The organism is Noviherbaspirillum sp. (assembly GCF_036563305.1).
In the GTDB taxonomy this organism is placed as follows: Bacteria; Pseudomonadota; Gammaproteobacteria; order Burkholderiales; family Burkholderiaceae_D; genus Noviherbaspirillum.
Genome location: NZ_DATCMQ010000016.1, coordinates 606,498 through 630,715, shown reverse-complemented (window position 1 = coordinate 630,715; position 24,218 = coordinate 606,498). Strand labels below are relative to the sequence as shown.

Sequence of the window (24,218 nt, the reverse complement as noted above, 5' to 3'; positions counted from 1 at the left end):
GAGGATACATGCACACGCTGCAGATAAGAAAACTCCCATTTACAGCGCTCCTCCTTCTAGGTACCCCTTTCGTCGCACCGGTCGTTCATTCAGCGGATCTTTCGCTCCCCCTGCATACCTGGTCGCAGGTGTCCGCGCTGGAACGGCCCTACGATCCGAACGATCCGCTGATCCAGCTGCTGGCCATCGAGGAGTTCGACGTCTGGGCGCGCATCCGCAAGGGTTTCGCCATTCCCGACCTGGAGAATCCGCTGGTGAACAACCAGCTGCAGTGGTACGTCGCACGGCCGGACTACATCCAGCGCACCACGACCCGCGCGTCGCGCTACCTGTTCCACGTCGTTCAGGAACTTGAGAAGCGCGGCATGCCAATGGAGCTGGCCCTGCTGCCCTTCATCGAGTCCGCCTTCAACCCGAATGCCTATTCGACCGCGCATGCGGCGGGCATGTGGCAGTTCATCCCCTCGACTGGACGCGACTTCAACCTGACGCAAAATCTCTTCAAGGATGAACGGCGCAACATCATCGCCTCGACCGACGCGGCGCTGAGCTACCTGCAGAAACTGTACGGGATGTTTGGCGACTGGCAGCTCGCGCTGGCCGCGTACAACTGGGGCGAGGGTTCGGTGCAGCGGGCCATCAACAAGGCCCGCGCGGCGGGCCAGGGGACGGATTTCAACAGCCTGTCGCAGTACATGCCGGCCGAGACCCGCAACTATGTGCCCAAACTCCAGGCGGTCAAGAACATCGTGGCGGCGCCGTCCGACTACGGACTGACCTTGCCGAAGGTGGATAACCAGCCCTATTTCGTCACGATCGGCAAGACGCGGGACATCGATATCAAGGTGGCGGCGCAGCTGGCGGAGTTATCGATCGATGAATTCAAGGCGCTCAATCCGCAATTCAACCGGCCGGTCATTCCGGGCAGCGCGGGCACGCAGATCCTGCTGCCGCAGTCGAATGCGGAGAAATTCAAGTCCAACCTGTCGAAATGGGGCCGTGCCTTGTCCAGCTGGACCGCGCACAAGGTGACCGCCGCGCGCGAGCGTATCGACACCATTGCCAAGCGCTTCGGCACCACGCCGGAAGTGATCCGCGAGGTCAACAACATTCCGCCGAAGACAGTCGTCAAGGCCGGCTCGACAATCCTTGTTCCCCGCCCGGAGCACCTGGCGGAAAAGGACATTGCGCCGGAACTGGTGGAAAGCGCGACCCTGCTGACGGCGCCTGATGTACCGGAAACCCGCCGGGTGATGGTCAAGGTCGGCAAGAAGGATTCGCTCGCATCGATCGCGCGCCGTCACAAGGTGACCGTCGCACAGATAAAGGACTGGAACGAACTGAAGAAGGACACGGTCAGTGCCGGCCAGACCCTGGAGCTGAACCTGCCGAATCGCGTGGCGGCCTCCGGCAAGGGAACAGCCACGAGGACCGCGGCGACGAAAACCTATCGCAAGGCGGCGCCCGCCTCCGCCCGCAAGACCGCTACGGTCCGCAAGGCTACCCCGGTCCGCAAGACAGCCGATTCGGCCAAGAGCAAGAAACGCGGCTGATCACGGCGTGCATGGGCGGCTGGCGCCGCCCGATCATCGTGTCCCTGCCTGCACGCCACCGGACTCGCATTGCCGGCATGACGCGCGTACCGGCGCTGGGCCGGGGCGCGTCCGAGACCGCTCCCACATACCCACTGTTTCTGTGGATAAGCCTGAGGATAAGCGGCAGAGCGAGCGCCAAGTCGCTGATTCTATGCAATAAATTCTCGTTGACTAAAATCAAGGCATTGTTTTATCGACGCACCGCCCTCGCGCGCGGCTTCGTCTTGGCGCATCAGCAGCAGTGCCGAATCGCTCGGACCGCGGCGTCCGGTACGCTCCCAGTCCTCTCCCAACGCAAGCACCGGATCGATGAAGTGCGAGGCGACGAACAACACGATGGCACCGGCAAGCAGAATGATGAAGATTTCCACGGTATTCCTCCTGTAGTCATTACAGCATTTCTGTACGGACAGGCATTGCGCGGGAACAGGCCGCACGACAATGTTGCGCTTGCGCAAGGCAGGCGTCCTCCCGCGCTCTTCTAATCTGCTTATTCGTTTGGCAAGGAGGGGTTGTGACTGAAAGTGAAATCCTTGGAATCATCAGAACCGCGCCGCCCACGGACCAGTGCGGGTGGACGGGTGTGGTGGCACGGGCAGCGAACAGCCTGCTGACTGTCGCCCATCGCCTGCCCGACGCGGAGCTGGAAGCGCTGATCGGCCTGGTGGCCCTCTGCTACCAGAAGGCGGGTGCGGAAAATGCCGCCTTCGATGAATACGCCGCCCTGATGAAGCGGCTTGCCACAAGCACCTCGTCGCGCCGATAGCATGCGGTGAGCCGGCGCAGCCGGCGACGGCGACGGCGGGGTCGCAGCGTCAGCATTGTCACTGAAGGCCTGCTCTGCGTCCGGCAACCGGCGAAAACGACTGTTTGCGCCAGCTCATGCAGAAAAAAGAATCGCTTGAGCGATTTCATGGTGCCGTCATACGGCATCGCTATCATCTCCTCATCTGCTGCACATGCAACCGATATGCATGGCGGCAGCCCGGCGTGCCGCCATACCCGAACAGAAACGGGGCGGCACGCCAACCCCCCGCCTCCGCTTCTCCGCTTCTCCGCTTCTCCGCTTCTCCGCCGCTCCTTCAGCCTATGTCCATGAATGAGGCCGGCAAAGTACGGGACAGCCATATATCACTTGTCTTATTTCCAATAAGAAACTAATTCTTACAGGTGTTGTCTACGGGAACTACTCCACTTCCCGACCGCGCCGTCATGAATCTTCCTCCCCGCTTTCCGCGCCTGCTCCGCTCCGCCTGCTCTACCCTGCTTCTTGCCGGACTCAGCGCCTGCGGCGGCGGCGGCGGAGACGGGCCATCCAGCCTGGCCGCGACCAGCGACCAGCTTTCCCAGCCTGCGGCTGCCTCCGCCGGCAAGCTGCTCCTGTCGGAAGTCGCGAGCAACTTCTACAGCGACGACGTCGCCTGGTTCGAGATTCACAACACCGGCGGAACGCCGTTGCAGCTATCGGACTACACGCTGGTCAGCTCGTGGATCGATACCGTCACGCAGCGCAGCTCGCTGACGCCGATGGAGTTTGCCTTGCCAATGGCGACGGTCCCTCCCCACGGCTATCTGGTGGTGGCCGCCAAGGCGCATGCGAAGCTGCGCGACAGCAGCCAGATGGTCTACACCAGCAGCGGAAGCAAGATCCCGTTCTGGAACGGCAGCGGCTCGCTCGAGTTGCGACGCAACGGCGCTACCGTCGACTTCGTGCGCTTCGGCCGCTCGTCGGCCTCCCCCGCGGCCGCGGAAGAATGGACCAGCGGCAGCGCCCGCGCGATGCCGTCGGGGGCCAACGAGCACGGCAAGGCCATGGTCCGCCTTGCCGCCGCCGGCATGCCCGACACCAACAACGACAGCGACTGGCAGCAGGTCAGTTTCGCGACACCGGCCGGGCCCAACGACGTCGCACCGGGGGTGACCGATTCCGACCACGACGGCATCCCGGACAGCGCCAAGGTCCCCGGCGGCACCTATGCCGGACTCGACCTGTATGCGATGGGGGCACGGCCCGGCAGGCGCGACGCCTTCATGGAAATCGACTACATGCAGGGCGACGATCCTGCCCTCCTGCCGCGCAGCGAGGCGCTGCAGAAGGTGGTCGCCGCCTTCGCCGCGAAAAACATCGCGCTGCACATCGACACCGGCGCATTGCATGGCAACGACGCGGCGTCGTTCAACCTCGGCGGCGGCAACCCGGTGGAGTTCGCGAAGTGCGTGGATCTCGATCTGGCGGGAAGCGCCACGCGTACCGGCTGCGCCTCGTTCTACAGCTACAAGAGCCGGCATTTCGACGTGCGCCGCAAACTGGTGTTCCACTACGCGCTGTTTGCGAATTCGCAGCGCACCGACGGCAGCGCCGGCTCTTCCGGCGTGGCTGAACTGTACGGCGCCGACCTGGTCGTGTCCCTCGGCGGCTACGGTTTCACCGGTGCCCCTGGCGTGGACCAGAACATGCTGATCAACCTGCAGGCCAGCACGCTGATGCACGAGTTCGGCCACAACCTCGGCCTGCGCCACGGCGGCAACGAGGACATCAACTACAAGCCGAACCACTACAGCGTCATGAACTACATGTATCAGTTCGCAGGCCTGAGCGCGACGCCCCATTCCCCGTTCGCGGCCGAGCGCTACTACCTGGTCAACGGCCTGAAGGGCAAGACATATTGCAACCTGTCGGAAAACTCCCCCTGTTCGAGCAACTTCGTCATCGACTTCTCGGATGGCAGCAGCAGCGATCTCGATGAACGCAACCTGGCGGAGGCCGTCAATATCGGCCGCGGCAGCAGCGGCGGCGCGTTTGCCGACTGGGACGACAACGGCGCCTGGACCAGCAGTGCCGTGGCGCGCAATATCAATCCGCTGTATGGTTCGGACAAGACCGTGCTGAAGGACTACAACGAATGGGGCAACCTGGTGATGAGTTTCTCGCGCGCCTATTCCGGCGCCAGCTTCGGCTACTCGCCGAATGTCCAGGCGGATGCCGAGCAGCCCGAACGGCCCACCAATCCGATGAACCGCTTCGCGCGCAATCGCACGGTGGAAGAACCGCTGCCGCATCACGTTCGCGAAATGGTGCGGTATGCACGATTCTGGCAGTGACGGGAGACGGACGATGACCGGGATACCTGCAGGGCCGCTTCGCGCGGGACTCGCCCTCCTCGCCGCGCTCACGGGGCTGCTTGCTGCGCCGGCAGGCCAGGCGGATGAACTGCGCATCAGCGGCCTGCTGCCGTTCGAGAACGCGGCCTCCGGTTCGGCTGTCCCGGTCGTCAGGGACGGCGTGCTCGACATTCCGCTTGCCGACCGCAACCTGCGCATCCGTCCCTGGCCCGCCCGCCTGCCGCAGGAATTCCGCGAGCAGGTCGTCGAAGCGCGGCGCCACGCATCACCGGCCGGACCCAGCGACCGCATCACCATGCACCTGGTGGACAATCCCAGGCCATGGCTCGAGCTGGCGGCCGGTGCGCGCCAGTCCACCCCGGTCGTGGGAGGCTGGCGCCTGCAGCACAACATGCGCGGATGGTGGCTGTCGCAAGGCACCAAGCTGCACTTCCTCGGCAAGGATGCGGGAGACGCCCGCGCGGTGCAGGTTCCGGCTGGCATGGAGCGCTGGTGCGTGCACCTGCTCGATGCAAGCAATCCGGCGCCGTCGCCGGGGGGTGCCGGGGAACAGGAAGCGCAAGCCGCGTGGGCCGCGGTCCGGATGGAAGCCGGCCGTCGCTGCCGGGCGGGCGGCAAGGCCGGGACTCAGCCTTCGTGGCGGAAGGTGGAAGGCGTGGGAGGCGGCGCGCCCTGACTGCGGCGGCCAATCGCGACGCGCACCCGCTCCGCGAGCTCGGCGCTGCGAAATGGCTTGGTGATCACATCCATGCTCGGCGCATCGTCCGGCTTCACGATCTCGTCCATGTAGCCGGTCATCAGCAGTACCGGCAACTGCGGCATCCGTCGACGCAGGCGTTCTGCCAGCGCGAGTCCGTTCATCCCGCCCGGCATGATCACGTCCGTCAGCAACAGGTCGACCACGCTCTCGTCGTCAAGCAAGGCGAGCGCCTCCTCACCACTGCGGGCCGCCAGCACCCGGTAGCCCTGCGCACGTAGCCAGGTATCGGCGAGATGGCGCACGTCGTCGCTGTCCTCCGCCAGCAGGATGGTCTGCACCGCACCGCGGGGAGCGGATGCCTGTCCTGGCAATTCCAGCGGTGCGGGCGGTACCGGCTGGCCGGACGCGACCGGGAAGATCATCCGCACGGTGGTCCCCTTGCCCGGCGTGCTGTCCAGTTCCAGGCGCCCGTGGGATTGCTGGACGAAACCGTGCACCATGGCCAGTCCCAGCCCGGTACCCGGTCCCTTGGTCGTGAAGAAGGGTTCGGTCGCCCTTTGCAGTACCTCCGGCGGCATGCCTTCGCCTTCGTCCACCACGCACAGCATCACATAGCCGCCTGCCGGCAGATTGTGGGCGGTGAGGCGTGCCGGGTCTTGCAGCATGCTGGTGGCGACCACGACCCGGCCGCCGGTACGCATGGCATCCCGGGCATTGATCAGCACGTTCAGCAGCGCCATTTCGAGATGGGTCGGATCGACCGTACAGGAAGGCAGGCCGGGCAGCAGGTCCAGCCGCAGTTCCACCCTGTCGCCCAGGGTACGCACCAGCATCTCGCTGAATTCCACCACCAGTGCGTTGAGGTTGACGTGCCGCGGCTCGAGCCGCTGCTTGCGGGCGAAGGTGAGGAGCTGCTGGGTAAGCTTGGCGCCCTTCTCGACGGCGCTTGCGGCATGATGGATCGCATTGCGGAGCTGGGCCGCGTCGGGCTCGTCGCCGGCAAAGTGTTCCGCCAGCTCCAGGTTGCCGCTGATGACCTGCAGCAGGTTGTTGAAGTCATGCGCGAGGCCCGCGGTCAGCTGGCCGATCGCTTCCATCTTCTGCGCCTGCCGGAAGGCCTGCTCGGACACGCGGCGCCGCGTGATGTCCATCTGCGATGCAAAGAAATAGAGCAGCTCGCCGTGATCGTCGAATACCGGACCGATGAACAGCGCATTCCAGAAAGGCGAGCCGTCCGCCTTGTAGTTCAGCAGGTCGAGCGCGACCGCGCGCTTCTCGGCCAGCGCCGCGCGTATCTCGGCGATGCTGGCCGGATCGGTGTCCGGCCCCTGCAGGAAACGGCAGTTCCGTCCGAGCACCTGCTCTTCCTCGTAGCCCGTCATGTCGAGGAAGGCACGGTTGGCAAAAGCGATCGGGGTGTCTTGCTGGCGCGCGTCGGCGACGACCATCGGCATCCTCGTCATTTCCACTGCGGCGAAGAAGATGTTGCTGCGATCGTCCAGGCCGGGCCGCGTCACGTAGGATGCCTGCCAGTGCTTGACGCCGGGATTGCCGAGCGGATTGTAGCTGCTGTCATCCATCTCGGTCTGCGCCGGCACGCCCGCACTCTGGCCGCCCCCCTGGACATTCAGGGGACCTATCGGTTTGCCGTCTATGGTTTTGCTGCCTGTCGCCATCTCGCTTTCGCTCCTGCAGGCATTTATTTGCCTGCTTGTTAACAGCTAAGTCCACCCGCGCAAGCCAAAGTTCAGCGTTGCCGCTGCCGCGCAAAGGCACAGTACAACCGCATTTGAAAAGTTTCTTTATAACAATATCTCGGTTAGTATTGCTCATCCCTACTGATTGTTCACCCGAGCATGGACCGACCTGTTCCCCTGATTGCGCTGGAAGTGCTTGCCGATCGCAAGAAGAATCCGGCTGCACTGCTGATAAAACGCAGCGACGCCGACGAAGCGGCGAGCGACCTGGACGAGAACGGGCAGGAAGAACTGGAACGGCTCGCCGTCCTCTGCAAGTGCCATTTCCTGCCGGGCCAAGCGGGCCAGGAAAACATGGAGGCCGCCGGCTGGCTGCCGCTGCCGCCGGGCGAGTGGCTCGCCGGCGACTGGTACATGGGGCTGCCGGCGAAAGCCGGCAGCAGCCAGTCTGCCTCGCGCGCGCTGGCACTGCAGCTGGTGGAGCTGGTGGTCGCCGACGCCGACAACCATGAGATCGAGGCGGTGCTGCGGCGCGACCCCGCGCTTTCCTATCACCTGCTGCGGCTGGTGAATTCCCTCGGTGTCGGCGCGGGCAAAAAGGTCGGCAGCTTTTCCCAGGCAATCCTGATCCTCGGACGCACGCAGTTGCGGCGCTGGCTCAATCTCATGCTGTTCTCCTCGCGCGCAGGCGACGACCGCGCGGGAATGCTGCTCGCCCGCGCCGCGTCGCGCGCGCGCATGATGGAGCTGCTGGCGCGTGCCGCCGGCCTGGACAAGGCAGGCCAGGAGCTGGCCTTCATGGGCGGCATGTTCTCGCTGCTCGGCATCCTGTTCGGCATGCCGCTGGCGGACGTGCTGCGCCCGCTGCAGATCAGCGAATCGCTGCGGGAAGCGCTGCTCGAACAGCGCGGCGAGCTGGGCACGCTGCTACGCGTCGCGAACCATGCGCAGGCCGCGGATTTCGCGTCGCTGGCCACCCTGCTGGCCGGCCTCCAGGTCGGGCACGCCGAATTCAACCTGCTGGTCCTGCAGGCCTACGGCTGGGCGATGGAAGTGGTGCGCGACAGCGGCGGAGGACAGCATGGCTGAGAACGATCTGCAAGACTGGCTTGCGCTGTGCAGGCAGGCGCGGGAACTGCCGGGCGAGGACGGCAGGCAGGCGCTCGCGCAGCTTGAAGCGGCGCTGCAGGCCGCCCGCGCCGCCGTTGCCTCGCCCGCCCCGGTGATCACGATGGACCTTGCGGGGTACGTGACCTCATGGAATGCCGGGGCAGAAAGGCTGTTCGGCTACACCGCAAAGGAAGCGGTAGGCCAGCATGTGCTGTTCCTGTACGCCAGCGACGACAGCCAGGTGGCCGAGCTGTTCCTCGACCAGGGCACCTCGCTGATGGAGGTCAGGCGCCGCAAGAAATCCGGCGAGATTTTCTGGGCCAGCCTTGCGCTCTCGGTCGACCACGACGAGCACGGCAATCCGGTCGCCCTGGTGGCGCAGATGTCCGAGATCGCCGAGCGCCTGTCCGAGCAGGAAAAATCGCGGCTGCACGCCCGCATCATCGAGGACAGCGACCAGGGCATCCTGATCACGGACGCCAACGAAAGGATCGTCTCGGTCAACACCGCCTTCACCCGCATCACCGGCTACTCCGCGGCGGAGGCGATCGGTCAGACGCCGGACCTGCTGCGTTCCGGGAAGCATAACGCCGACTTCCGGGCCGAAGTGCGGGCGGCGATGCAGGGATCGGGCCCGTGGCAGGGCGAGATTCTTGGCCGCCGCAAGAACGGCGAGATCTTTCCGCAATCGGTGACCATCAGCGTGGTGCGCGACGAGCTCGGCCGCATCACGCATGCCTTCTCGATCTTTTCCGATATCAGCGTCTTCAAGGAGGCCGAGGCGCGCATGCAGCGCATGGCGAACTACGACGCCCTCACCGGCCTGCCGAACCGCACGCTGCTGATGCAGCTCGTCGGGCATGCGCTCAACGTCGCCCGCCGCAACCAGGTCCATGGCGCGCTGCTGACGATCGGCGTGCAGCGGCTGGAGCAGGTGTACGACACGCTGGGCCAGGAGGTTGCCGACGAACTCGTGTCCGAGATCGGACGGCGGCTGCGCGGCGCGCTGCGCGAGGAGGATATCCTGGCCCGCATCGAGAACGGCAAGTTTGCAATAGGCCTGCTCGACATCCAGAAACGCGAACACGCCGGCATGGTCGCGCAGAAGCTCATCTCCGCCCTCGCGGCGCCCTTCCTGATCGACGGTCACGACCTGCGGGTGCATGCCTGCGCCGGGATCGCGGTCTATCCCGAGGATGCCCTCGACACCGCCTCGCTGCTGCGCTTTGCGGACGCCGCGCTGACCCGCGCCCGCCAGGAAGGCGAGAACGGCTACCTGTTCTTCAGCCCGGAGATGAACCGGCGCGCCAAGGAACACCTGCGCATCGAGAGCGAATTGCGCCGCGGACTCGCCGCCGGCCAGCTGCTGCTGCACTACCAGCCAAAGGTCAGCCTCCGCTCCGGCCGCATCGTCGGGGCCGAGGCACTGATCCGCTGGCGTCACCCGCAGCGCGGCATGGTGCCGCCCGGGCAGTTCATCCCGGTCGCCGAGGAAACCGGCCTGATTCTCGACATCGGCACCTGGGTGCTGGAGGAAGCCTGCCGCCAGATCCGGGCATGGAAGGACCGCGGCGTCGACGTGCCGCCGGTCGCCGTCAACCTGTCATCGCGCCAGTTCGACCATCATCTGCCGATGCGGGTGCAGGCGGTGCTCGACCAGTATGGCCTGGCCCCGCAGCAGATCAGGCTGGAGATCACGGAGACGCTGCTGGTGCGCGGGCCGGACCTGGTCATCCCGATCATGAACGAGCTTGCCGCCATGGGACTGTCGCTGGCGCTGGACGATTTCGGCACTGGGTATTCCAGCCTTGCCTACCTGAAGAAATTCCCGATCAGCACCCTGAAGATCGATCGCGCCTTCGTGGTCGGCCTGCCGCGCGAGGAGAACGACTGCGCCATCGCACGCGCCATCGTCACGATGGGCCAGCAGCTGCGCCAGGAGATCGTCGCCGAGGGCGTGGAAACGCCTGAGCAGATGCACTTTTTGCGCAGCCTCGGTTGCGACCAGCTGCAGGGCTACCTGTTCAGCCCGCCGGTGGCCGCCGACGCCTTCGAGCAGATGGTGATCGAGGGCAGGCGGATGCAGCTCGGCTGATCACCAGCCACCGGTCTTGTCCCAGGCCTCGATGCCGCCTGCGCCATCGGGCACCAGGTATTGCCGGTACGGCGCCACCGTCATGCACGCATGGTTGGGCAGGATGCGCACCCGGCTGCCGACCGGCAGCCGCGCGTACGGCAGCGCGCCGGCCGCGGTTTTCAGGAACCCGTGCTCCTGGTGCACGTCGGCCACATGCAGGCCGTCGATCAACTGCCCCTGCTCGTCGCACACCAGGCCGTAGCCGATCGCGGCATCGTATTCGTTCGCGCTGATGTCCTTCGACAGCGCCAGCGCACCCGCATCGACCAGCAGATGGCCGGCCTGGTGGCCGATGACGGTGGCGAGCACGCTGACGGCGATGTCGTCGGTGCTGCAGACGCCGAGCCGGGCCTGCGACAGGTCGAAGAACACGTAGACGCCCGGCCGGATCTCGGTGATGCCGTCGAGCGGGATGTCCGTCAGCGCGGTCGGGGTCGAGCCGATGCTGACGACGGGAACGGCGAAGCCGGCTTCGCGCAGCCGTTGTGCCGCGAGCAGCGCCGCATCGCGTTCCTGCAAGGCGATCGCGGTGCGCGCCTGGCCGTCCTGTGCATGGTAGGCGTGGCCGGCGTGGGTCAGCACGCCTTCGAGCGCGAGCCCGGGCGCGGCGCCGATGCGGCGGGCGATGTCGAGCAAGGCGGCGCTGTCCGGCGCAACGCCGGCCCGGTGGCCGCCGCAATCGATCTCGATCAGCACGCGCAGCGGCGGCTGGCCGGCTTGGCGGCCGGCAATCGCCTCCACGCCCTGCACCGAGTCGACCACCACCTGGATGCGGGCGCCGCGGGCAAGCAGGCGGTGGATCGCCGGCAGCTTGGACGGCACGATGCCGACTGCATAGGTCAGGTCGGTGAACCCGGCCTCGAAGAAGTAGGCAAGTTCCGCCAGCGTGGAGACGGTGATGCCGCCGAACTGGCCGGCGGTCGCGAGCGCCGCCACCGCCGCCGATTTCGCGGTCTTGAGATGCGGGCGCAGGCGTACGCCGGCCGATGCCGCGCGTGCGGACATGCGCGCGCAGTTGGCCTCAAGGCGTCGGCGGTCGAGCAGGATGGCGGGTGTGGCGATATCGGCCAGGGCATCGGCATGTTGCATGGTGTGGGCGTGCTGAGGTGTGAAAGTATCGCGACGATCCTATCACGGCCGCGCGCCCGGCCGCGGCCGCGCCGCGGGGAGGACCGCGGGTGCCGCGGACGCAGCCGGCAGGGCGGCGTCGGTTTCGGCGAGGCGGCTGCGGCGGAATTGCCCGGCTGTCCTATTTCTGCTCTTCGCCGGCTTCCTGCTTTTCCTCGTCGAGCGCGAGGTTGAAGCCGTCGCTGCCGCCGGGCCGCGCGCCGCGGCTGCCGCGCAATTTGATCTGCAGGCGCAGCTCGTTGGCCGAGTCGGCATTGCGGATCGCCTCGTCATAGCCGATATGGCCGGCGTTGTACAAGTCGAACAGCGCCTGGTCGAAGGTGCGCATGCCGAGTTCCTTCGACTTGGCCATGATCTCCTTGATGCCGTGGAACTGGCCCTTCAGGATCTGCTCGGCGATGGTCGGCGTATTGAGCAGGATCTCGATCGCCGCCCGGCGGCCCTTGCCGTCCTCGGTGCGGACCAGGCGTTGCGAGATGATCGCCCGCAGGTTCGACGACAGGTCGCCGAGCAGCTGGTGGCGCCGCTCTTCGGGGAAGAAGTTGATGATGCGGTCGATCGTCTGGTTCGCATTGTTGGCGTGCAGGGTGCCGAGGCAAAGATGGCCCGTCTCGGCGAACGCAATTGCATGCTCCATGGTCTCGGTGTCCCGGATCTCGCCGATCAGGATCACGTCGGGCGCCTGTCGCAGGGTGTTCTTCAAGGCGTGGTGCCAGGACAGCGTGTCGACGCCGACTTCCCGATGGGTGATCAGGCAGGACTTGTTCTTGTGGACGTACTCGACCGGGTCCTCGACGGTGATGATATGCCCCGCCGAGCTCGCGTTGCGGTGGTCGATCATCGCCGCCAGCGTGGTCGATTTGCCGGAGCCGGTTCCGCCTACCACCAGCACCAGCCCGCGCTTGGTCATGATCACATCCTTCAGCACCTCGGGCAGTTGCAGCTTTTCGAAGCTCGGGATCTCCGCCGCGATCGTGCGGATCACCATGCCGACCTGCTGCTGCTGGACGAAGACGTTGACGCGGAAGCGGCATACATTGGGCAGCGAAATGGCGAAATTGCATTCCAGCTCGGCCTCGAATTCCTTCCTCTGCTTGTCGTTCATCAGCGAGAGCGCAAGCATGCGGGTGATGTCGCCGTGCAGCTTCTGCTGGCTGAGCGCCTTCATTGCGCCTTGATGCTTCATGCTTGGCGGGAAATCGGCGGAGATGAACAGGTCGGAACCGCCCTGCTGGAACATCGCCTTCAGCAGCTGGTGCATATAGGCCCGTGCTTCATCCGGGCCAAAATTGCTGGACATGGAAAAACCTCTTCTGCGCGTGGAACAGACATTATGTTTCTCCGAGGCAATGTTCGCAAGTTTTCCGTGTGTTCATGTTTGCAAGAATTACAGCAATCCGTGCAAATCTTTTCCCTGATAAGGAAAGTCGGCGGCCCGGCACGGATGCGTCCCAGGGTGGCATACGAATTGCTGCGCGCTATTGCCGAACAAACAAGCGCGGGACTGCAACCGGCAAGTTGCGGAAAGAACCGCGTGTAACCGCATTCGACAATCCACCGCCAAGGAACGATTCATGGACCCGATTACGACCACCCCAGGTGGCAATGGCAGCAACCCGGTCCCCGCCTCTCCACAGCAGGGCGGCAGGACCAGCTTCAATCCGCTGAAAGGCGCGGCGCCGAAAAGTGCCGCCTCGCTGCGCAGTGAACTGTCCAGCCTCAAGAGCGACCTCGATTCGCTGGTGGACCGTTCCGCCAGCCTGAGCGACGAGGAACTGACCCAGGCGCATGCGCAGCTGATGGCCAAATTCAGCTCTGTCCGCTACGCCGCCAAGGGCATTGCCAGCGAAGCTTCGCGCCAGCTCAATCGCGGCGTGGAGACCACCACCGGCTATGTGAAGGAAAAGCCGATGCAATCCGTTGCGGTCGCGGTCGGCACCGGGCTGTTGCTCGGGATGCTGTTCGGCCGGCGCTGAACGCCGCGCCGCAGGGGCACGCGATTGTTTTTCCGGGCGCAGGCCGCATCGGCACGACGCTACGGAATTCAAAGCGATGTCACGAGCTTGTTCCCCGATGCGGGGCCCGCGGTACGAAGCGGCTGAGGAGCGAATCGAGGCGGAATCCGTAGCGCATCGCACCGCACATCGCCGGCCGCTCGGAAGCCGCCGTCGATTTGACGGCGAACAACAAATCGAACGCCGGCCTGTTCGCCGGACTCATAACAATGGCGGGTGCTTGAATCAAAGGGCGAAGTCGTTGGCCGGCACCCGGCAAGGCAGTGTTGCAACGGAGCGTGTCTTGCCCGTCAGGGCACGATCCGAGCAGCGTTTGGAGAGGAAAAGAACGTTTTAATCGCTAATCAATGAAAGGAAAAATCATGAAAAAGATCGTCTCCGTCTTCAGCATCCTGGCTTTCACCCTCGGCCTGGCCGCATGCAACACCATGTCCGGCATGGGCAAGGACATCGAGCGCGGCGGCGAGAAGATCCAGGGTTCCGCAGAGAAGAACAAGTAAGCGCCACGCGGGAAGGATCCACAAGCAGGGCAGGCCGGGAGCGATCCCGGCCTGCCCTGCTTTGCTTGCGCTATCCCTTGCGGTCCCGCGGACTTGCCCGCTCGTTCTTCCAGCGATGTTCGCGCGCCTGCTTCGGCCACCTGCCCCCTTTCCGGCCTGCCTTCCGTGCCTTCCGCACCTGGAGCGCGTGCAGCGATGCGGCAAGCGGCTGCGCCCAGGGCACAGGCGTTACGGGGCAAGCGGCCGTCCCAAGGGAATCGATTGGGGGGAAGTCAAGGCGGGCGAGATCCGCACCGGAACCCCCGGTTTCCTGCGCCCTGGGAACTGCATCGGCCGGACCTGACATGCAGTCCGGGCCGCCGGCTCAACTCCTGGTCGGATTCTCGACCACGTCCTCCACGTAGAGCAGCTTGACCGCCACGATGCCGGTCGCGGTCAGCGGCGACGCCAGCAGTACGCCAAGTGGTCCCGCCAGCGCCGCCAGCAGCAGTGTCGAGAACACCACCAGCGCCGGCGGCAGCGCGACGGCGCGCTGCTCGATCAGCGGCGAGAGCAGGTAGTTCTCCGCGGACTGGATGCCGATGTACAGCAAGGCGACATAAAAGGCGAGCTCTGGATCCAGGTTGAATGCGATGAGCAGCGGCGCAGCGGCCGCGAGGATGGGTCCGATGTAAGGCACGAACTCCAGCAGGCCGGTCATTACCGCCAGCGTGAAGGCCAGCGGCACCTGAAGCCACCACAGTCCGATGCCGGCAGCGGCGCCGACGACGGCCATCGTGACGAGACGGCCGACCAGCCAGGCGCGCAACACCCGGCCGATCTCGTCCATCACCTCATAGGCGCGCGGGCGGGCGCGGCGCGGCAGCAGGTGCATGATGCCGCGCTGGTACAGGCGCGGCTGAGCGGCAAGATAGATCCCGATGAAGATCACCACCACCAGTCCGCCGATGGCGGCACCGATGGAAGTGATCAGGCCGGTGGCGCGGCCGAGCAGCTGGGAATCGAGCCGGATCCGGCTGAGTTCGCCAAGCAGGGGCTGCAACGGACGTGCCCAGCGGTACTTTCCCATCCATTCCTCGGCGCGCTCCATCGCCTGGGGCAGCGTCTCGATCAGTTGCCCGATCTGCTCCGCCAACGGTCTTGCAAACAGCGACACCATCACGAACAGCGAGAGCGCGAGCACGGTGATCGTTGCGCCGAGCGCAAGGGCCTGGCTGATGCCTGTGCGCCGCACCAGCCAGTTGGTCGGGGCGCGCAGCAGCACCGCCATCAGGATGCCGGCGAACAGCACCAGGAATACATCGCTTGCAAACCACATCAGGGTGAGCGTCAGTCCGGTGAACAGGAACAGCCCCGCCACCAGCAATGCGCGTCGCAGGAAGCGGCTGTCGCTCAACTCCTGGGCGGCGGCGACAGTGGCTGCCGCTTCGCTCGCCGCCGCCTGTGCAGGATCGCTCAGGCGCAGGGTCTGCTCCGCCTGCGCGGCGGTATGCTCGGGCGCGGGGACCGGCGCCAACGGCGTATCCATGCGGCCGGCCATGTCAGCGGCCATCCGCGCGGTGGCGGGTTGTACGGGCAGACGGACTGCGACGGGCGCTGGGATCGGTTGTCGTTCTCATGTTCTCCACTTGACAGGCAAGGCGGCGCCGCGTCCGGCATGGCACGGGCAATGGATGCAGTATCGTGCTCCCGCGCCGGGACCGCTTTGCACTGCATCACAGGTCCACCCGGGGGAGCCCGGCAAGGACGGCGAAGGAGTGCCACCGCCACGGATGTCCTTCGGCCAACAGGCTGCCGGTCCGGTGCATGCACTGTCGTCTCCGCAGGACTGGCACCGAAAATGCTAAACCCGCTGCACGTGGGCAAATCGAGCCGCCCGCGCCCCCTTCATCCCGCCCACCAGCCATGTCCGCCATCAAGACTGTCCTGCAACTGCCGTTCAAGATCCTGCCGCAACCCGACGAGACCACCTGCGGCCCTACCTGCCTGCATTCGGTGTACCGGTACTGGGGCGACACGGAAGCGCTCGGCGACATCATCGGCCGCACGGGCCGCCTCGAGCACGGCGGCACCTTCGCCGTCTTTCTGGCCTGCGACGCGCTGAAACGCGGCTACAAGGCCACCATCTATACCTACAACCTGACGGTGTTCGACCCGACCTGGTTCAGGCAGCGGGACTTCGACATCGCCGGACGCCTGCAGCGCCAGGCCGAGATCAAGACCGATGCGCGGCTGCGCCATGCAACCGAGGGCTACCTCGAATTCCTCCAGCTGGGCGGACGGCTCAAGCTGATCGACCTGTCGCGCTACCTGATCCGCGGCATCCTGCGCCGGCGCCTGCCGATCATCACCGGCCTCAGTTCCACCTACCTGTACCGCACCGCACGGGAGTACGGTCCCGACGATATCCCGGACGACGTGCGCGGCCGCCCCTCCGGGCATTTCGTGGTGATTGCCGGCTATGACAGCGAGCGGCGCCAGTTGCTGGTGATCGATCCCTACCAGCAGAATCCGTACGCGGCCAGCCAGGAATACTGGCTGAGCGTGGACCGGGTGGTGAATGCGGTCCTGCTCGGCATCGTCACGCACGATGCCAACCTGCTGGTCATCCACCCGCGCAATGCGCCCGGCGGGGAGGCGCCATGAACGTGTTCTTCGTCGTCAGCGAGCCGGGCGACTGGCCCGGCGAGATGACGGGGGTGACCATCGTTTCCGACCGGACCTACCTGCTCGACCCGGCCTTCGGCGACACCGCCGCGGCGCGCGTCGTCAACCTGTGCAGGAGCTACGGTTACCAGACCGCCGGCTACTACGTCTCCCTGCTGGCGGAGGCCCGGGGGCATCGTCCGGTGCCCGGCGTGGGTGTGCTGAAGGACCTGCACTCCCCCACCCTGCTGCAGGAGATCGGCGACAAGCTGGGCACCCTGGCGGACTGCTCCTTCGCGCTGACACAGGAGGACACGGTCGATCTCGATATCTACTTCGGACGCGACGCTGGCCAGCAGCATCCGCACATGGCCGACACTCTCTTCAAGCTGCTGCAGACACCCGTGCTGCGCGCGCGCTTCGAACGGGGCGCGGGACACTGGATGCTGTGCCGCCTCGCGCCGGGCGGGGCAGCGGAGATTCCCGACCGGCATCGCGCCTTCGCGCTACAGGCGGCGGCCGACTACCTGAGGGAACAGAAGATCCGCGGCGGCCCGGTTTCGGCGCGCAAGCCGACGGTGGCGATCCTGCACGCGCCGGACGACCGCGAGCGGCCCTCCAATCCGGCGGCAATGGACAAGTTCCGGGAGGCGGCCGAACTGATCGGGATGGAGACCGCCCTGGTGACGCGGCGCGACGCGCACCGGCTGGCGGACTACGACGCCCTGTTCATCCGTGCCACCACCAACGTCGACCACTACACCTACCAATTGTCGCGGCAGGCGGCGGAAGCCGGCATGGTGGTGATCGACGATCCCGACTCCATCCTGCGCTGCACCAACAAGATCTATCTCAACGAGCTGCTCGCGCGCCATCATGTGCCGACGCCGCGGACCCTGGTTGTCCATCGCGGCAATATCGACCAGATCGTGCCCCTGCTCGGCCTTCCCTGCATCCTCAAGCAACCCGATGGCGCGTTCTCGCGGGGTGTGGTGAAGGTCGAGAACGAACAGGACCTGCCGGCCAAGGTGACGGACATGCTGCGCAGCTCCGAACTGGTGCTTGCCCAGGAGTTTTTGCCGACAGAGTACGACTGGCGCGTCGGCGTGCTCGACCGCCGGCCGCTGTTCGTCTGCAAGTACTACATGGCGCCGGGCCACTGGCAAATCATCAGGCACGACCAGCACCAGGTCAGTGAAGGCCGCACCGAGGCGCTCTCGATCGGCGAGGCGCCTGACGAGGTGGTGAGCATCGCCGTGCAGGCCGCCAACCTGATCGGCGACGGATTCTACGGGGTCGACCTGAAGCAGGTCGGCGCGCAGGTCCATGTCATCGAGATCAACGACAATCCGAACGTCGATGCCGGCAATGAGGATGCGGTGCTTTCCGACGCGCTGTACCGGGAAGTGATGGGCGTCTTCCGCAAGCGTATCGAGTCCGGCCGGGGGAGCAGCGCATGAACGAAGACGACGAGCCGCCGTTGCTGCATGCATTCGCGGGGTACGGCATCGAGCTGGAATACATGATCGTCGATCGCGAGCATCTGTCGGTGCTCCCGGTGGCAGACCGGTTGCTGGCACAGGATGGCACGGGCGGACCTGCAGGCGGCCCGCTCGGGTGGTCCAATGAATTCGTACTGCACGTGATCGAGGTCAAGAACCTGCGCCCGGCGGCGACCCTGGAGGAATTGCCGGCGGCATTCCAGCGGGAGGTGCTGGCGATCGACGCCCGGCTGGCGGCGCTGAACGCGCGCCTGATGCCGGGTGCCATGCACCCGTGCATGGATCCGCGCGCCGAAACCCGGCTCTGGCCGCATGCCAACGACGCGATCTACCGCGCCTACGACCGCATCTTCGACAGCCGCAGCCACGGCTGGGCAAACCTGCAAAGCATGCATGTGAACCTGCCGTTCGCCGGCGATGCGGAGTTTGCGCGGCTGCACGCGGCGATCCGCCTTCTGCTTCCCGTGCTGCCGGCCCTCGCCGCCAGTTCGCCGGTCGCGGACAGCCGTGTTACCGGTTGCGCGGACTACCGGATGCAGGTCTACAGCGACAACGCGAACGGGATTCCGTCCATTGCCGGCATGGTGGTGCCGGAAACGGTGAGCAGCCGGCGCGCCTATGAGGACTGCATCCTCGCCCCAATGTACCGCGACATCGCGCCGCACGATCCCGACGGCGTGCTGCGCGAGGAGTGGCTCAACTCGCGTGGTGCGATCGCCCGTTTCTCGCGCAATGCGATCGAGATCCGGGTGCTCGATACGCAGGAGTGCGTGCAGGCCGACCTGGCGGTTGCCGTCGCCTGCTGCGCCGCCGTGCGCATGCTGTATGACAAGGGCGCGCACGCGCTGGACCGGCAGCAGGAGATGCCGACCGCGGCGCTGGCGAGGATCCTGCAGGATTGCATCCGGGATGCGGAAGACGCGGTCATCGACGACCCACGCTATTTGGCGCTGCTCGGCTATCCGGCCAACCGCTGCCGCGCGGGGGACCTGTGGCGCCAGCTCGCCGCCCCGCTGGCGCAAGCCGGTCCCTGGTCGACGCCGCTGCAGGCCATCCTGCGGCACGGCACGCTGTCCCGCCGCATCCTGCGCGCGCTCGGACCCGAGCCCGGCCGCGAAGCGATCGACGAAGTCTACCGCCGGCTCTGCGACTGCCTGCGTCAGGGCGCAATGTTCCTGCCGGGCTGATGGGGATGGCAGGCGCGGCGCCCCCCCTCCACGACAGGGACTGCTTCATGATGGTCACCTGCGAGCACGGCGGCAACCGCATCCCGCCCCCCTACCGCCACCTGTTCCGGGGCCATGAATCCCTGCTGCGCACCCATCGCGGCCACGACCCGGGCGCGCTGCGCCTGGCGCGGGAGCTTGCCGCCGCTTTCGACGCCCCGCTGCTCGCCGCCACCGTCAGCCGCCTGCTGATCGACCTCAACCGCTCGCCGGGCCATCCCCGTCTCTTTTCCGAAGCGTCGCGGCGCGCCCCCGGACCGGTACGCGAGGCAATCCTGCGGCAGCACTACCTGCCCTACCGGGTGCAGGCCGAGGCGATCGCGACGGCGGCCGCCGGCAGGGGCGCGCGGGTGCTGCACGTCTCCTGCCACAGCTTCACGCCGCAACTGGGGGAACAGGTAAGGAATGCCGACATCGGGCTGCTCTACGATCCCGCCAGGGCGCCGGAGACCCGGCTGTGCCGGCGTTGGAAGACGGCGCTTTCGGTCCATGCGCCGTCGGCCCGGGTAAGGATGAACTATCCCTACGCCGGCACGGCGGACGGCCTCACCACCCACCTGCGCCGGCGCATCCCGCCGGAGCAGTACCTGGGCATCGAGCTGGAGATCAACCAGAAGCATGTGCTGGAAGGCGGGCAGGCGTGGCGCGCCTTGCGCGCGGCGGTGATTGCCGGACTGCGGGAAGCGGTCGACACTGCACATGCGTGACGCGCCGCCCCTTGGCTACAATGCAGCTTTTCCTGCCGCCTTCCCAACCTCATGCTCGACCGGTTGAAACAGCATGCGCGCCGCCTGAAGGCGGACACGCTCGCCCTCTACTACGCGGCCCGCCATCCCGCCACGCCGTGGTACGCGAAGCTGCTGGTGGCCGCGATCGTGGCCTACGCCTGCAGCCCGATCGACCTGATTCCCGACTTCATCCCGGTGCTCGGGCTGCTCGACGAGCTCGTGCTGCTGCCAGCCGGTATCGCCCTCGCCATTCGCCTCGTGCCCGGCCCGGTATTGCAGGAATGCCGGGCACGGGCGGCGGAAGCGGGAGGCAAGCCGGTCAGCCTGGTGGCCGCCATCGTCATCGGCGCAGCGTGGCTACTGCTCGCCGGCCTGCTGCTGGCCTGGTTGTTCGCCCGGTTCGAAGCGGTGCGATGATGGCGGAAAATACCTACAGCGTGCTGTTGCAGCCCGCGGGTTGGCGTTTCGAGACGAACGGCGAGGCCACGCTGATGGAGGCGGCGCGCTGCGCCGGCATCGCGCTGCCGGCATCCTGCAGGAATGGCACCTGCCGCACCTGCATCTGCATCCTGGTCGAGGGGCGCATACGGCACCGGATCGAATGGCCCGGGCTGAGCGCCGAGGAAAAGCGCGACGGCTACATCCTGCCGTGCGTCGCCTGTGCGGAATCGGATCTCACGCTGCTGGTGCCCGGCGCACGTAAATTGCCGGCCGGATGAGGCCGGCCAAATCGCACGCGAACACGCCGCGCGCCGGTTTCACGGAAACGGCCTAGACGAGTTCGTGCCCCACGATCCGGGTAAGGATGCCAAGCGGACTGCTGGCAGGATCGTATTGGCACTCCGGCGGCAGGTGCAACGTCTGCTCCATCATGTGCTGGCCCGACATCGCCGCATGGGTAGTCTGGTCGGAGAAGCAAACCCAGACGCTGCCGGCCGGGAAAGGCATCGTCACCTGCGGCGAGGTCTTCTGGTACTCCATGTCCAGCTTCATTGCGTCATGCAATTGCAGCATCAGGTGGTCGTACTCGCTGCGCACCTTCTTGGTCTTGTACATTGCGCGCAGGTACAGTGCGTGCCAGCGGCGGTACTTTTCCATGCGGGGCATGAAGCGCCGGGCGGCGTCCTCGAAAGGCTCGCCCACCCGCCATACCCGCGGCACGCCGTCCGGGTTGACATTGGCAAACACGCGCAGGATGCGCTCGCCGTGGTTCGGCCGGCCGGCAAAGGCATCCACATGCAGGCGCTTGTCGTCGCCGCGCCAGGTCTGCTGGCGCGTCTCGACCTGCAAGGGGCGATAGCTGGTGGTGGCGAAGCGTATCGATTTCATGTAGTCCGGCACCAGGGATGCAATCAGCTGCTCGGCCTGGTGGCGGAAACGCGCCATCATCCGCATCACGACCGCCTGTTCGTCCGGTCCGCCGTTGACGCCCTTCAATCGCCCCTGCGCCTCGAGCGTGATGCTGCGGATGCCGGTGGCAAGCAGCTCGGGTTTCATCAGCGCGCGCTCGGCCGCATCCGGCTGGAATGCCAGGCGGGGAAAATACAGGACCTTGCCGGCTTCGAGCGCGGCGATCCATTCCTTCCTGGTAGCGGGCAGTTGCCACTCGGTGGCGTCGATTTCGAGGATCTGGGCTTCCATTGCCAATTCTTCCATGTCGGTCGGACTTGTCAGCCGGCATTGTAATCCGCTCGCCGGCGTCCGGCAGCCCCAAGGGAAGAAAAACGGCGGCCCGGCAAGGCGCCTCGGCCGCCGGGCAGCTCGGTCGCGTCAGCCCGTGATGATCAGCTGGTTGTCGACCTTGCGCACGCCTTCCACGCCCGAGGCGATCGACTCGGCCTTGCGCCGCAATGCCAGCGTCTTCACCTCGCCCTTCAGGCTGACCACGCCCTTGGCAGTGTCCACGTTGATCTTGAAGGCGCTGATGTCCGGGTCGGCGACGAAGGCCGCCTTCACCTTCGAGGTGATCAGCGCGTCATCGACCACTGCGCCGACGGACTTCTTGCTGCCGTCCTGCTGGGAGCCGCCCATCGTGCCGCAGCCCGTCGCCAGCAAACTGCATGCAAGCATGACGGGTACCATAATTTTTCTCATGAAGTCCTCCTGTGTCGTGGGTGGGTAAATGCATAGAGGAGCCGCGCCGGGCTGTGGTTTCCGCTCCCCGCGCGTCCGATGACCTGCGCCAATGCCTGCCCGCCGCCTGCTACGTCACCACAAAATGCGCATGCTGCAGGAACCACGACCGGGTCAGCCTGGCCACCACCTCCAGGCTGCCAGGTTCCTCGAAGGTGCGCGTGCCGCCTGGAATGATCTCCAGTCGCTTCTTGCAGCGCAGCGCGGCATAGGCGCCGCGGTGCGAGGCGATCATGGCGTCGTCCAGGCTGCCGACGATCAACAGCGTCGGCGCCGTGATTCGCGCCAGCGCCGCCGTACCGACAATATCGGTACGCGCGCCGCGGGTGACGACGGCGCAGACGCAAGGCGGGCGCGTCGCCGCCAGGTCGAGCGCAGCGGCGCCGGCCTCGCCCGCGCCAAACAGCGCAACCGGCAAATCGGTCGTTGCCTGATGCTCGCCCAGCCAGTTGCAAACGGCGGCGATACGATCGCCAAGTTCCACCGGCGCCTCGGCTTCCTGCGTCCCCTGCCCGACCCCGCCGGACCCGGACAGGTCGACCCACAGCGTGCCGAGGCGCGCGCTGCGCAGCACGCTGCCCACGTAGTCATTCGGCGGCGTCATTCGCGGTCCGGCGATGCTATTGGCGCACACGACGATGCCAAGCGCATCGGCCGGCAGCCACAGTACGCCTTCCAACTCCGCCTGTTTCAGCGGAATCCTGATCTTGTCCCTCTGCATTCCCAACGACATCATCGACCTCCAACCGGCTTACACTGCGCACGCACGGGCAGCGGCAGACCGTCGTCGCGCCGGCACGCGTCTCGCATCCCTCCGCCCGTGGCGGACGCGGGATAACGTCCGGCCTCCGCAAGCTTTGTGCCAGCGCATGCCGCGTCGCTGTCTATTGCCGGGCGTCCGCACCCACCGCGGCGGCCGGCGCGTGAAGCGGCCCGTCGACCGGCGGCGGTTCCGCATCGTCGAGCTGTTGGCGGAAATAGGCAATCGTGCGCGCCAGGCCTTCCTCCAGCCCGATTTCCGGCGCCCAGTGCAACAGCTTGCGCGCCAGCGAGATGTCCGGTCGACGCCGCGCCGGGTCGTCGCCCGGCAGCGGCATGAACAGGATGCCCGAACGCGAATCGCACAAGCGGATGACGGTCTCGGCGAGGGCGCGCATGCTGTACTCCACCGGGTTGCCGAGGTTGACGGGCCCGGCGGTCTCCGGGGGGGTCTGCATCAGGCGCGCCAGGCCACGGACCAGGTCGTCCACATAGCAGAACGAACGCGTCTGGCTGCCGTCGCCGTAGATTGTCAGCGGCTGTCCGGACAGTGCCTGCACCACGAAATTGGACACTACCCTGCCGTCCTCCGGATGCATGCGGGGGCCGTAGGTGTTGAAAATGCGGACGATCTTCACATCGAGTCCATGCTGGCGCCGGTAGTCCATGCACAGGCTCTCCGCGCAGCGCTTGCCCTCGTCATAGCAGGCGCGGATGCCGAGCGGGTTCACATTCCCCCAGTAGGCCTCGGTCTGCGGATGCTGCAGCGGGTCGCCGTAAACCTCGCTGGTGGATGCCTGCAGGAACCGCGCCTTCAGGCGCCGCGCCAGTCCCAGCATGTTGAGGGTGCCGAGCACGCTGGTCTTGGTGGTCTGGATCGGGTCGGTCTGGTAATGCACCGGCGACGCCGGACAGGCCAGGTTGTAGATTTCATCGACCTCGACCGCCAGCGGCGCGGTGACGTCGTGCCGCAGGAGCTCGAAGCGCGGATGACCCAGCAGGTGCAGTATGTTGCGCCGCGAACCCGTATGGAAGTTGTCCACGCACAGCACCTCGTGTCCTTGCCGCAGCAGGTAGTCGCACAGGTGGGAGCCGAGGAAGCCGGCGCCGCCGGTCACGAGTATGCGTTTTCCGTCCGCTGGCTTCATCGCCGCCCCTTTCTCCTGGTTGTCGGGCCGTTGCGCCGTCCGTCCATCCAGCGGCGTCCGCAAGCGACCGT

General features: G+C 66.1%; 23 protein-coding genes. 14 read left to right on the top strand and 9 right to left on the bottom strand.

Going from position 1 to position 24,218, the window contains the following annotated elements; genetic code table 11:
* Nucleotides 1-8 precede the first annotated feature (8 nt).
* Nucleotides 9-1,553, top strand: coding sequence for a transglycosylase SLT domain-containing protein (locus VIM12_RS19400; RefSeq protein ID WP_331943752.1), 1,545 nt, complete (start codon nt 9-11; stop codon nt 1,551-1,553).
* 191 nt (nt 1,554-1,744) lie between these two features.
* Here VIM12_RS19400 and VIM12_RS19395 read toward each other — a convergent pair whose 3' ends face one another.
* Nucleotides 1,745-1,966: a hypothetical protein gene (locus tag VIM12_RS19395; protein WP_331943750.1), complete on the bottom strand. Its 222-nt coding sequence runs from the start codon at nt 1,964-1,966 to the stop codon at nt 1,745-1,747.
* Nucleotides 1,967-2,109: 143 nt separating this feature from the next.
* Here VIM12_RS19395 and VIM12_RS19390 point away from each other — a divergent pair, with 143 nt between their 5' ends.
* The 3 genes from VIM12_RS19390 to VIM12_RS19380 all read left to right on the top strand — a co-directional run bounded on the left by VIM12_RS19390 (nt 2,110) and on the right by VIM12_RS19380 (nt 5,394).
* Nucleotides 2,110-2,361 (top strand): hypothetical protein, encoded by a 252-nt coding sequence (locus tag VIM12_RS19390; RefSeq protein ID WP_331943748.1) that lies wholly within the window; start codon nt 2,110-2,112, stop codon nt 2,359-2,361.
* 446 nt (nt 2,362-2,807) lie between these two features.
* Entirely contained in the window at nt 2,808-4,697 is a 1,890-nt protein-coding gene (locus tag VIM12_RS19385) for a hypothetical protein (protein WP_331943746.1), read from the top strand.
* 13 nt (nt 4,698-4,710) lie between these two features.
* A complete protein-coding gene (locus VIM12_RS19380) occupies nt 4,711-5,394 on the top strand; it encodes a hypothetical protein (RefSeq protein WP_331943744.1) in 684 nt (227 codons plus the stop codon).
* Here VIM12_RS19380 and VIM12_RS19375 read toward each other — a convergent pair.
* Nucleotides 5,346-7,094: a histidine kinase famiy protein gene (locus tag VIM12_RS19375; protein WP_331943742.1), complete on the bottom strand. Its 1,749-nt coding sequence runs from the start codon at nt 7,092-7,094 to the stop codon at nt 5,346-5,348. The genes VIM12_RS19380 and VIM12_RS19375 overlap by 49 nt on opposite strands.
* 180 nt (nt 7,095-7,274) lie before the next feature.
* Here VIM12_RS19375 and VIM12_RS19370 point away from each other — a divergent pair, with 180 nt between their 5' ends.
* Nucleotides 7,275-8,204: an EAL and HDOD domain-containing protein gene (locus VIM12_RS19370; protein ID WP_331943740.1), complete on the top strand. Its 930-nt coding sequence runs from the start codon at nt 7,275-7,277 to the stop codon at nt 8,202-8,204.
* The gene (locus VIM12_RS19365) at nt 8,197-10,320 is read left to right on the top strand and encodes a sensor domain-containing protein (protein WP_331943738.1); all 2,124 of its coding nucleotides are present in this window, start codon (nt 8,197-8,199) and stop codon (nt 10,318-10,320) included. Before VIM12_RS19370 ends, VIM12_RS19365 begins: the two co-directional genes overlap by 8 nt.
* On the opposite strand, the gene VIM12_RS19360 is transcribed toward VIM12_RS19365, so the two are convergent.
* Together VIM12_RS19360 and VIM12_RS19355 are read right to left on the bottom strand one after the other, a co-directional pair.
* A complete protein-coding gene (locus VIM12_RS19360) occupies nt 10,321-11,451 on the bottom strand; it encodes an alanine racemase (protein WP_331943736.1) in 1,131 nt (376 codons plus the stop codon).
* Between the two features lie 160 nt (nt 11,452-11,611).
* The gene (locus VIM12_RS19355; RefSeq protein ID WP_331943734.1) at nt 11,612-12,790 is read right to left on the bottom strand and encodes a PilT/PilU family type 4a pilus ATPase; all 1,179 of its coding nucleotides are present in this window, start codon (nt 12,788-12,790) and stop codon (nt 11,612-11,614) included.
* Between the two features lie 274 nt (nt 12,791-13,064).
* Here VIM12_RS19355 and VIM12_RS19350 point away from each other — a divergent pair, with 274 nt between their 5' ends.
* A complete protein-coding gene (locus VIM12_RS19350; protein WP_331943732.1) occupies nt 13,065-13,466 on the top strand; it encodes a DUF883 family protein in 402 nt (133 codons plus the stop codon).
* A gap of 401 nt (nt 13,467-13,867) precedes the next feature.
* A complete protein-coding gene (locus tag VIM12_RS19345; protein WP_331943730.1) occupies nt 13,868-14,005 on the top strand; it encodes an entericidin A/B family lipoprotein in 138 nt (45 codons plus the stop codon).
* A gap of 364 nt (nt 14,006-14,369) precedes the next feature.
* Here VIM12_RS19345 and VIM12_RS19340 read toward each other — a convergent pair whose 3' ends face one another.
* Nucleotides 14,370-15,533, bottom strand: coding sequence for an AI-2E family transporter (locus VIM12_RS19340; protein WP_331943728.1), 1,164 nt, complete (start codon nt 15,531-15,533; stop codon nt 14,370-14,372).
* A gap of 377 nt (nt 15,534-15,910) precedes the next feature.
* On the opposite strand from VIM12_RS19340, the gene VIM12_RS19335 reads away from it, so the two are divergent.
* From VIM12_RS19335 to VIM12_RS19310, 6 genes are read left to right on the top strand one after another with little or no spacing between them, the layout of a single operon-like run.
* A complete protein-coding gene (locus VIM12_RS19335) occupies nt 15,911-16,651 on the top strand; it encodes a hypothetical protein (protein ID WP_331943726.1) in 741 nt (246 codons plus the stop codon).
* A complete protein-coding gene (locus tag VIM12_RS19330) occupies nt 16,648-18,111 on the top strand; it encodes a RimK family protein (RefSeq protein WP_331943724.1) in 1,464 nt (487 codons plus the stop codon). The genes VIM12_RS19335 and VIM12_RS19330 overlap by 4 nt, the downstream gene beginning before the upstream one ends.
* A complete protein-coding gene (locus tag VIM12_RS19325; protein ID WP_331943722.1) occupies nt 18,108-19,340 on the top strand; it encodes a carboxylate-amine ligase in 1,233 nt (410 codons plus the stop codon). The genes VIM12_RS19330 and VIM12_RS19325 overlap by 4 nt, the downstream gene beginning before the upstream one ends.
* A 47-nt stretch (nt 19,341-19,387) precedes the next feature.
* Nucleotides 19,388-20,086, top strand: a complete 699-nt coding sequence (locus tag VIM12_RS19320; protein ID WP_331943720.1) for an N-formylglutamate amidohydrolase — start codon at nt 19,388-19,390, stop codon at nt 20,084-20,086.
* A 51-nt stretch (nt 20,087-20,137) separates the two neighbouring features.
* Nucleotides 20,138-20,524 (top strand): YkvA family protein, encoded by a 387-nt coding sequence (locus tag VIM12_RS19315; protein ID WP_331943718.1) that lies wholly within the window; start codon nt 20,138-20,140, stop codon nt 20,522-20,524.
* Nucleotides 20,521-20,826: a 2Fe-2S iron-sulfur cluster-binding protein gene (locus tag VIM12_RS19310; protein ID WP_331943716.1), complete on the top strand. Its 306-nt coding sequence runs from the start codon at nt 20,521-20,523 to the stop codon at nt 20,824-20,826. The genes VIM12_RS19315 and VIM12_RS19310 overlap by 4 nt, the downstream gene beginning before the upstream one ends.
* A gap of 52 nt (nt 20,827-20,878) precedes the next feature.
* Here VIM12_RS19310 and VIM12_RS19305 read toward each other — a convergent pair whose 3' ends face one another.
* The 4 genes from VIM12_RS19305 to VIM12_RS19290 form a co-directional block, all read right to left on the bottom strand.
* The gene (locus tag VIM12_RS19305) at nt 20,879-21,748 is read right to left on the bottom strand and encodes a Kdo hydroxylase family protein (RefSeq protein ID WP_331943714.1); all 870 of its coding nucleotides are present in this window, start codon (nt 21,746-21,748) and stop codon (nt 20,879-20,881) included.
* Between the two features lie 129 nt (nt 21,749-21,877).
* Nucleotides 21,878-22,201: a BON domain-containing protein gene (locus VIM12_RS19300; protein ID WP_331943712.1), complete on the bottom strand. Its 324-nt coding sequence runs from the start codon at nt 22,199-22,201 to the stop codon at nt 21,878-21,880.
* A gap of 109 nt (nt 22,202-22,310) precedes the next feature.
* A complete protein-coding gene (locus VIM12_RS19295) occupies nt 22,311-22,976 on the bottom strand; it encodes an alpha/beta hydrolase (RefSeq protein WP_331943710.1) in 666 nt (221 codons plus the stop codon).
* A gap of 148 nt (nt 22,977-23,124) precedes the next feature.
* Nucleotides 23,125-24,147, bottom strand: a complete 1,023-nt coding sequence (locus VIM12_RS19290; RefSeq protein WP_331943708.1) for a UDP-glucuronic acid decarboxylase family protein — start codon at nt 24,145-24,147, stop codon at nt 23,125-23,127.
* Nucleotides 24,148-24,218 lie beyond the last annotated feature (71 nt).